The 9540-nt window shown below is 54.9% G+C and carries 8 protein-coding genes and 1 pseudogene; 1 reads left to right on the top strand and 8 read right to left on the bottom strand.

The window, feature by feature from the left end; genetic code table 11:
* Window positions 1-455 precede the first annotated feature (455 nt).
* From AC2FNV_RS22635 to AC2FNV_RS22610, 6 genes are all read right to left on the bottom strand, one after another.
* On the bottom strand, window positions 456-1163 hold the full coding sequence (locus AC2FNV_RS22635; protein ID WP_496774594.1) for an IS6 family transposase: 708 nt from the start codon (window positions 1161-1163) through the stop codon (window positions 456-458).
* Between the two features lie 153 nt (window positions 1164-1316).
* The gene (locus tag AC2FNV_RS22630; RefSeq protein ID WP_496774593.1) at window positions 1317-1967 is read right to left on the bottom strand and encodes an aspartate/glutamate racemase family protein; all 651 of its coding nucleotides are present in this window, start codon (window positions 1965-1967) and stop codon (window positions 1317-1319) included.
* Window positions 1967-2806, bottom strand: coding sequence for an ABC transporter permease (locus AC2FNV_RS22625; RefSeq protein WP_496774591.1), 840 nt, complete (start codon window positions 2804-2806; stop codon window positions 1967-1969). Before AC2FNV_RS22625 ends, AC2FNV_RS22630 begins: the two co-directional genes overlap by 1 nt.
* A 2-nt stretch (window positions 2807-2808) precedes the next feature.
* Complete coding sequence (locus AC2FNV_RS22620) at window positions 2809-3630, bottom strand: ABC transporter permease (RefSeq protein WP_496774590.1); 822 nt, start codon at window positions 3628-3630, stop codon at window positions 2809-2811.
* 97 nt (window positions 3631-3727) lie between these two features.
* On the bottom strand, window positions 3728-4993 hold the full coding sequence (locus tag AC2FNV_RS22615; protein ID WP_496774596.1) for an ABC transporter substrate-binding protein: 1266 nt from the start codon (window positions 4991-4993) through the stop codon (window positions 3728-3730).
* A gap of 36 nt (window positions 4994-5029) precedes the next feature.
* The gene (locus AC2FNV_RS22610) at window positions 5030-6013 is read right to left on the bottom strand and encodes an ABC transporter ATP-binding protein (RefSeq protein ID WP_496774588.1); all 984 of its coding nucleotides are present in this window, start codon (window positions 6011-6013) and stop codon (window positions 5030-5032) included.
* 224 nt (window positions 6014-6237) lie between these two features.
* Between AC2FNV_RS22610 and AC2FNV_RS22605 the strand changes: the two genes are divergently transcribed.
* The gene (locus AC2FNV_RS22605) at window positions 6238-6927 is read left to right on the top strand and encodes a GntR family transcriptional regulator (protein WP_496774586.1); all 690 of its coding nucleotides are present in this window, start codon (window positions 6238-6240) and stop codon (window positions 6925-6927) included.
* A gap of 406 nt (window positions 6928-7333) precedes the next feature.
* On the opposite strand, the gene AC2FNV_RS22600 is transcribed toward AC2FNV_RS22605, so the two are convergent.
* Both AC2FNV_RS22600 and AC2FNV_RS22595 read right to left on the bottom strand, forming a co-directional pair.
* Window positions 7334-8722 (bottom strand): FAD-binding oxidoreductase, encoded by a 1389-nt coding sequence (locus AC2FNV_RS22600; protein WP_496774584.1) that lies wholly within the window; start codon window positions 8720-8722, stop codon window positions 7334-7336.
* Window positions 8723-9116: 394 nt separating this feature from the next.
* Window positions 9117-9540 (bottom strand): annotated as a pseudogene (locus AC2FNV_RS22595) (hypothetical protein); the annotation flags it as partial.

Genomic DNA, 9540 nt, shown 5'->3' with positions numbered 1-9540 from the left:
CGGATAATCTCAGGGCTGGTTTTGAAGTATTTGAAATTGGCAGGCTTGGTCATTCCCAAACGCTACGCAACCGCCCTGCCCTGCTCAAGCAAAGTTCTTCTGACAAGACCTCTGGGCCGACCTGTTCCGCTGGATTGGACCCTTCAGGACCGGCTTTACGGGTTTTCCTGATCACGCCTGAACCCCTCGTGCAGATTTCCCTGCAAATTCCCTGCTCGGTACCCCAGGGAATTGCACACTAACCCATTGATCCAGTGAGAAATATCTGCGTCAGAGACAGCTCAAAGAGCGCCAACAGGAGAAAATTCCCTGTAAATTCCCTGCTGGCAGGGAAATTCCGGGGCAAAACCGACCCCCGGTTTTTGCCGTGCAGAGACCCATCGGGGAATACGAGAAAATACCGGTGCTGTCAGACGAATTCGAACTCGTCTCTGTTAGGCCAGTGACGCTGTCCTTTATTCCATGCCAAGTTCGCGCCACTCGGCAAGAGCGGCGGTGCGCGTTTGCTTGAAGGTGTCTCGGCTGGCGAGCGATCTTTCCTGGTTGAAATGGTTGTAGACGGAGGAGTGGACGGAGGCGAATTTCTGCAAACTTCGCATTCGCCTGAACCGTTGCATGGCGCGTTCTCTTCGTCGGAACGGCAGATGCGAATTCTCAACTCGATTGTTGAGCCACCTGCCCGTCTGTTGTTTTTCCAGTGCACCCATTTCTCTGAGCGCTGCTTTGTAGGATGCGAAACGGTCGGTGACGATCTCTTCGGCGCGACCGTGCCGCTTCATCAATTTCCTGAGGAATTTAAGTGCTGCAGCTTTGTTTCGGCGCTTCGTTACAACGGCTTCCAGCACCTCACCTTCCTGATCCACAGCCCGCCAAAGGTAGTGACGTTTGCCATTTATCTTCACGAAAACCTCGTCCACGTGCCACTTCCATTTCGAGAACGCTCGCAGTTGTTGCACTCGCTTTCGCCTTATCTCAGCAGCAAACATCGGGCCAAACCGGTTCCACCAATATCGGACAGTTTCGTGGCTCACGTCGATGCCTCGCTCATGCAGCAGATCTTCGACATTCCGAAGCGAGAGTGGAAACCGAATATACAGCATCACCGCAAGACGGATGATCTCAGGGCTGGTTTTGAAGTATTTGAAGGAGGCAGGTTTGGTCATTCCCAAACGCTACGCATACCCCCTGCCCCGTTCAAGCCAAGTTCTTCTGACAAGACCAAGGGCAGTATTGAACCTTCGCAGCAGGTGCCGCATGGAGGTTAAGCATTGCGAAAGCGGACCTCCTCAGATCGCTCGATTCTTGTACTCGGGTTGTCAGCTACGGTGGTGCACCCAGAGCATGCACCGCGCCGCGCATTCGACAGGATCGATAATAGCAGTTGAGAGCTTTCTTCTGACGAAGTCGGCAATTTCGACCATTCCAGCGCAGCCAAGGATGATGGCGGATACACCGTCTTCTTGTTCAGCGGCTTGCGCTTCTTCTGCAATCACTGTGCCAGAACGGTTGGTATCCGAGTCGAGCTGCAAAACAGGGATTTCGGAGGCACGAACCTTCGACAAAAGATATCCAAACCCTTGCCTCTCAATATTTGACTGAATGATTGATTTTGAGACCGAGAGCGTTGTAACCACGCTGAAGCGCCAGTTTCTAAGGGCGGCATAGTGATATGATGCCTGTCCAATGCCAATGACCGGGCAGTCCGCCAACTCTGCTGCTTCTTCGAGGGCCGTGTCGTCAAAGCACCCGATGATGATCCCGTCAGCACCCTTTGAGGACGCCTGCTCGACGAGCTTCAGCAATGGGGCACGCGCAGTCTCCCCATCGGCCGCACCTTGAATAGATGCGGGCCCGTCATGGGAGGTCCAACCCTCGAACGCCAGTTTGGGTGCCGCTCGCCGCGCTTGGGCCAGCATGGCGGCTGTCATTGAGGCTGTGCTGTTGGGGTTGATGATAACGACCGCCATCAGACCATCCCTTTGCCGGCATCGGAGCCTTGCCGTACGCGGCGGCGGTTCATGATCCAAACCAAAAGCAGGAAAACCCCGATCACCAGCAGCGAGAATACGGTCGTCAAAGTGCCCAAGGCGAACAGCACCGGGGTCGTCACATTTGTTGTCATGCCGAAAATCTCGAGCGGCAGTGTGTTGTAGCTGCCAGAGGTCAGCAACGTCCGGGCAAATTCGTCGTAGCTGAGCGTAAAACCAAAGAGTGCGACGCCAATCAACGAAGGTGCGATGATGGGCAAAACCACATGGCGGATAACCTGCCAGGGTCTCGCGCCCAGATCGCGGGCGGCCTCTTCAAAGGACCGGTCAAAGCGGTTGAAGACAGCGAACATAATGAGCAGACCGAACGGGAGGGTCCATGTGAGTTGCGCGCCAAAGCCCGAACTGGACCAATGCACAGGCATGCCGGATTGCGACCAGATCAGACCGACGCCCAAAGAGATCAGGATCGATGGGATCACCAGCGATGTGATGATCAGATAGAACAAGACCGTGGACCCCGCGAAGCGCTTGCGAAACGCCAGCCCACCCATGACCGACACCACAACGGTGGTGACCATCACCATAAGGCCCAGCACCAAAGAGCGACTGAAGGACCCCCAGATGTCGCCGACGGCTTGCTGCTCGAACAGGTCTCGGAACCAGTGCAAAGAGACACCCCGCATCGGGAAGGTCAGGCCGCCACCAGGGCCTTGGAAAGACAGGATGCCGATAGTCACCGTCGGGCCATAGAGGAAGATCAGGAACAGCACGAATAAGGAACTGAGTACATAGAACGACTTGGGGCGCGACTCCATGATCAAAGCTCCTTGCGGATATCGACGAACCGCAGAAGCGTTCCGATCAAGATGAGGACTGTGACAAGCAGGATGACGGCGGTCGCGGAGGCGGACGGATATTGCAGCAGCGCAATGTCGTTCTGGATCAGCCGCCCCATGTTGGCGGATTGGCTGCCAGACATGAACCGCACCGTGATGAAGTCGCCCATGACGAGCGCCACCACGAAAATGGTGCCAATCATGATGCCGGGTTTTGTCAATGGAATGATGACGTGCCAAAGCGTTTGCCAGCCTGTGGCCCCTGCATCCGCCGCCGCCTCGATCAGAGATTTGTCGATCCGCATCATCGTGTTGAAGATCGGGACGACCATGAACAGCGTGTAAAGGTGCACAAAAGCGAGGATCACGCTGAAATCGCTGAACAGCAGCCATTCGAGCGGCTCATCAATGAAGCCCATCGAAATTAGTGTTGAATTGGCAATCCCGTTGCGCCCTAGAAATGGGATCCAGGAAATCATGCGGATGATGTTCGAGGTCAGGAACGGGATCGTGCATAGCAGGAACAACGCGATCTGCCAGGTCAGGCTTCGGATGTGGAAGGCCAGATAATAGGCGACGGTAAACCCAATCAGCAACGTGAAAACCCAGGTAATCACGGCGTATTTGAACGTATTAAAGAAGACCCGGTATGTCACATCAGAGGTCAGCAGAAATGCGTAATTGTCGAACAGAAAAGCCGGATAGATCGACCATTCCGTTGCCCCCCAAAAGCTGACCACCACGATCATCACAATCGGGACGACCAGGAAAACCAACAGCACCAGAGAAAGCGGTGCTGCCAAGAACCAACCTGTGACCGAGTTATTGCGCAAAGCGGCCCCTACCGTCTTATGGAAAATGTTGTGTGCCGGAGGACAGAAGCCCTCCGGCAGGCATCGCTTAGGCTGCGATGAACTCGTTCCATTTGCGAACCATGTACTGGTTCTCGTCCATAACGGAGTTCCAGCAGACAACTGAACCCATGCGATCCAGGAAGGAACCGCCATCGCGGACTTCACCTGGACCGGCAAGTTTCGCACCTGTTGGAGAAACGATGTCACCCTGAGACTCCTTGCCCTCGTACCAGTAGCCCCATTCGTCTTCTGACATGAATTCTTTGGAGGTGCTTGGAACGGCAGAGTAGTAGCCCTGACGCATCAGATAGCCACCAACCCAACCGGAGAGATACCAGTTGATGTATTCATAGGCCGCATCCAGCTCCATTCCCGACAAGGATGATGACAGGCCAAGCCCGCCTCCCCAGGAACGATAGCCCTCTTCCAGCGGCTGGTAGACGCATTGGATGCCTTGCGAACGGACCGCCGTGATCGCAGGCGACCACATCGACTGGATGACCACCTCACCCGAAGCCATCAGGTTCACAGATTCATCGAAGGATTTCCAGAAGGCGCGGAACTGGCCATTTTTCTTGGCTTCGGTGAAGATGCCAAGCGTCAGGTCGATCTCTTCGCGGGTCATGTTGCCTTTGTCTGGGTAGGTATATTCGCCCATGGATTCCACGACCAAAGCCATATCCATGATCCCGATGGAAGAGATATCGAGGATTGACGCTTTGCCTTTGAATTCAGGATTCAAAAGCTCGGACCAGTTGTTGATCGGGCGGCCGATCAAGTCAGGGCGAATGCCCAGCGTGTCAGCGTTGTAGATCGTCGGGATCAGGGTCATCCAACCGGATTCCTCCTGAACGAATTTCGTGCCATCGAAGCCAGTGGTGAACCCAACGGTATGCGGCGCGGTCCCTTGGGCGATTGTACTCTCAGGAGTCAAAAGACCGCTGCGGAAGGTGCCCGCGATGTTGTTGTAGTTGTCGATCTTTGACGTATCCATCGCCTGCAGGTTGCCAGCGGCCCAGACTTTTTTGCAGATGAAATATTCGATGTCAGCGATGTCAAAGCTGTTAGGCTGGGTGGCCGCGCGCTGTGTCACACTGTCGGTGTCCAGCGCTGTCATTTCCAACGTAAACCCCAAATCCTCTTTGACTTTCAGCGCGACGTCATTCAGGTTCGACACCCCGGTGCCAAACTGGCGCAAGGTGATGTTTTTCGTCTCTTGCCCCCAGACCATTGGAGCCGGAAGCGCGGCGGCCGCCACCGCCGCGCCACCCGACTTCAGAAGCGAGCGACGCGAATAGCGTACTTTGGAAATTGTCGTCATGGTTCGTCCTCTCTGTCGAACGTTTCTTTATCCAGCCAGGGCGTGTGCCGCCTCGGCTTCCCAGTCGAGGCCGATGGCCTCGCCCAACTCCTTCGGGTTGCCGAAGAAATCCTTGTCTGACAGCAGCGCCGTCACCTCTTGCTCGCCGGGAACGGCGGCGGTCAGAGCGACATGCGTACCTTGATATTCGATGTTCGTGATCGTGCCCGGCAGTTTTGCGACCTCGCTGCCAGTAATTTTCAAAGCATCCGAACGTACGGCGACTATCCCTTCGGGCATCGCCACCACGTTATGCGACCCCAGAAACCGAGCCACGAAAGCCGTCGTGGGGGCGTCGAAAACAGAACGCGTCTTGCCTGCTTGCTCGATCTTCGCGTCGTTCATCACGACAATTTCATCCGCTAGTGCCAAAGCCTCGTCCTGACCATGGGTGACGTGGACAAAGGTAATGCCTAATTCACGTTGCAGCTTTTTCAGCTCGGCCCGCATGCGAATGCGAAGGAAAGGATCAAGCGCTGACAGCGGTTCATCCAGCAACAAGACATCCGGTTTCGTGATCAACGCCCGCGCCAAGGCTGCGCGTTGTTGCTGGCCGCCAGACAACCGGGCCGGCAGGCGGTCAGCCATTGCCGTCATATCAACGAGCTCGAGCAGTTCCCTTGCCTGGGCATGGCGCGTGCTTTTTTCGACGCCCTTCATCCTCAGGCTGAAAGCCACATTGTCGAGAACACTCAAATGTGGAAACAACGCATAGTTCTGAAACATCATCGCGGTACCCCGCTTGGCGGGCGGCAGGGCCGAGATGTTGCGCGCACCAAGGGTGATCGAGCCGTCCGACACTGTTTCGTGCCCGGCAATCATACGCAGGGTGGAAGATTTCCCACACCCGGACGGCCCCAAAAGGCAAGCGTAAGTCCCTGCGTTGAAATGGTAACTGATCGCGTCAACCGCAACCGTGGCGCCATAGCGCTTGGTCAGGCTGATCAGTTCGAGATCGATGTTTTGGCTCATTTTGCCCCCGAAGCGTTGCAACGACGCTCGCTCACATCTCTTGGGACCGCCAAGTTGAATCCACAGAACTTGCCATGGAGAATCGAAAAGCTGCTCGAAATGATGCACGCCGAGGCAAATTTGTATAAAAAGCAGGCGCTAGTTGTATACAATGCAGGGAGGAGTTGTGCGATCTGTTGCCTGGGATCACCACGGTTCGCAAATTTGAGGGAACAGGAATCACTATGCCAAGTAAGACCAAATTGAAGAATTTATCTGCAGAAGAGATTACCGAGCAGCTCGCCAATGCAGTGCACGAACATCGGCTCAAACCCGGGGCTAAACTGCGGGAAGATGAAGTCAGCGAAGTCTTTGGTGTCAGTCGGACCGTTGTGCGGCAGGCCTTGCGGGCCATGGCGTTTGAAGGCCTGCTGACAATTGAAAAGAACCGTGGGGCCTTCGTCTCAAAACCGACATTGAAAGAAGCCCATGAGGTTTTTCAGGCCCGCGCACTCTTGGAACCCAGCACAGCACGGTCCGCCGCCGAACGCACGACGCCAGATGATATTGCCCTGCTTGAGCGACACATCAAAGAAGAGCACGAAGCACTTGATCAGGACCAGCCCGGTCTGTCTTTGAAGCTATCGGGGGATTTTCATCTGGAAATTGCCCGTATTGCGGATCAACAGACGATCGAGCAGTTTTTGAAACAACTGGTGTCCCGTTCTTCGCTTGTCATTGCCCTGTACTGGAAGCGGCGCAATGCCCTCTGCGAAAGTAACGCACATCACACGCTTGTTGATGCATTGCGCAACCATGATGGCTCCGCCGCAGAAGAACTTATGAAGGGCCACCTTCTCGACATCTATTCTCAGCTTGATTTGCGCGAGTATGATGAAGGGTCAACGTCCTTGAAAGAAGCGCTGCGCAAATGACGAAATTCGAAAACGCATCTTCGGCTCATTTTGATCTGGTCTTGGAAAGACCATATTAATAGTCATTAGTTCCCTGGGATTGATCCACAGATCAGAGATCTTTGATGTGGCGCTAGGGTTTGCCAAGTTCGCAAACTGTTGGTTTGCGCGATCCCCAGATGTTTGAGTTGCGGCGACAGTCGGGTCTGACAGACCGCGCCGCAGCGGCGGTACCGTTCTTTCAATGTCCGCGAAGGGTTGTTCTTACAAATGCCAATGTCGGTAATCAGTGCTTCGCGGCTATTCGTGCAACGTGCAGCATCTAGTATTTTGGGCTCAATGCCGTAGTTCCATACGTTATCTACGAACGTCCGTATCGCGGACTGAGCAGACATTAACAACTTCGGCTTGGTTTGGAAGTTGAATCCTAGTCTGCTGGAAGGATGTTGGTGTTCAAGCGGAAGAAATTGGTTGGGTCATAGCGGGCTTTGACTTTGCGGAGTCTGGCCTCGTTCGCGCCCACGGCGTCGCTGAGGCGTTCATCATCACCGTCGCCCAGACCGTTCATGTAAACGCCGCAGGAGTATGGATTCATGATCTCCCAGGTGTCGCGCACCCATGCGATCGAAGATGCAGGGTCTTCACCTTCGTGCCAGATCGCAGCAGGAATAAAGTCGAATTCGGCGTCCCTATTGGCAAAAGCGGTGTCCGAAGGCCCGACATCCCGGACCGCACCGCCAAACTGCTGCAAGATAATCATCGATCTGTTACCGGGAACGGCTTCATAGCTTCTGATTAGAGCATTAATTCCATCTTTCGGTAATTTGTTGATCAGATGAGTTTTCCAATAATATCTCTGACCATAGGGAAACCGTTCGTCGGCATCCGACTGGACGTCCACATAGGGCCTGGTTTCTAGTCGTGTCGCGATCGGTGACCCAAAGTTCAGCAGAGGTGCCAATGTAGCCTCGGCAGTGTCGAGTGGAGCAATGTGGACGGCCCCCAGGTTCGCAACGGCGGTTCCGTCATCCATCTTCGCGAAAGACGCCTGCGACGTGACCTCTCTTGGTGCAGAAGTGGCAAACTCCATAAAGGCCTTCAGGGCTTCCTTGGCGCTGGCGAGGCGATGCGTAGCCGCCGCGAAGATTACTTCATTGCCTATGTCATGCAGGCGGAACTTGAATGATGTTGCGATGCCGAAATTTCCCCCGCCGCCGCGCAATGCCCAAAACAAATCGGGGTGGTCCTCGATGCTGGCCGTTATCCGCTCTCCCCCGGCGGTCACCACATCGACGGAGATCAGATTGTCACAAGCAAGACCGAACTTTCTGGCAAGCCGACCAACGCCACCGCCAAGGGTCAACCCTCCGACGCCCGTATGCGTCACAACACCCGCAGTTGTCGCGAGACCGTGTTTTTGGGTTGCACGGTCAAGAGCCCCGAGCGCTGCCCCACCACCGACGATGGCGATCTTGTTCATCGGGTCTACCTGTACTTCGCAAATAGGTGTGAGATCGATCATCAGGCCGTTTTCGACAACCGCCTTACCTGCGATATTGTGGCCCCCACATCTTACCGAGATCAGAATCTCGTTTTGGCGGGCAAATCGTACAGCTTCGACAACATCTGCCTCATTGGCGCATCGCGCGATCATAGCGGGACGCCTGTCAATCGCAGCATTCCAGACTGTTCGGGCACGATCGTAGCCAAGGTCTTCAGGCAACAAGAGTTCACCCTCCAGTCTCGCCCCAAACTCGCTTATTTGAACTGCAGTTAATTCAGTAATCCCTCCAGTGTATTGCGTTATCTCTGGCATCGGATTTCCCCCTCAGCGACATGTGTCTCACTAGCCAGTTGGCCCGGAAAGTCGCTCGGGGACAGCATATCATGGAAATCCAAATCTGTCCGCTTCGGGCTCAACGCAGTCACCTGACTGATTTACTAAGATGACCGGTTAGCGGCTTTGAGCGGACGTTCAACCCAGAAAACTCGGACTTTCGACCAGGAACGACCGCTCTCACCGAAAGCGGTCATTTAACGCCGCCAAATTGGGCAGTTTTGAACCGGTCATTCGTTGCACCGGTTTCGGATGTCTCACATGCGGACAAAACTGCCGCTGAACAATAGCAGAGCTTGACCGCATTCAGACCTGCACGGCGGGGATTTTACCGAACTCGTAGCTTGTCCCATGCATACAGAGTTTGGTCCGATCACCCGCTTATTACCCTTCCGGTCATTCCTTTGAAGCGGGAGCAATGTTTGGTTCCCTGTCGCGGCCTACTGACGAATAGTAGCGCTTGAGAGAGGGCATCGACCTGATCGTCGTATTTACCGTGTGGGAACTCCAAAACCTCTTTCAGGAATAACTCGCGATAATGCGTGGCCACCGGCAAGCGCAACTCACCGCGTTCGATTTTTGGTGACTGAATGGCGATCCGCTCGAGCTTTGCTGGCCCAGGATTGTGTGCACGAAGGCCTTGCCGGTTATCACGCTTCAGATGATCACAGAGGCCGCGCCCGACACCGGCGGCCTCAACCACCAGAAGGTCTGGCTTCCATTTTTTCCGGAGCTGCGACGCAGCTCTCAGCAGATCGGGTTGAAGATACTGCTCACGGTGAACGTCGAGAAGGTCG

The organism is Ruegeria sp. BHSA163 (assembly GCF_059613365.1).
The sequence above is the reverse complement of the archived record's forward strand: the minus strand, read 5'-3'. Positions and strand labels throughout refer to the sequence as shown.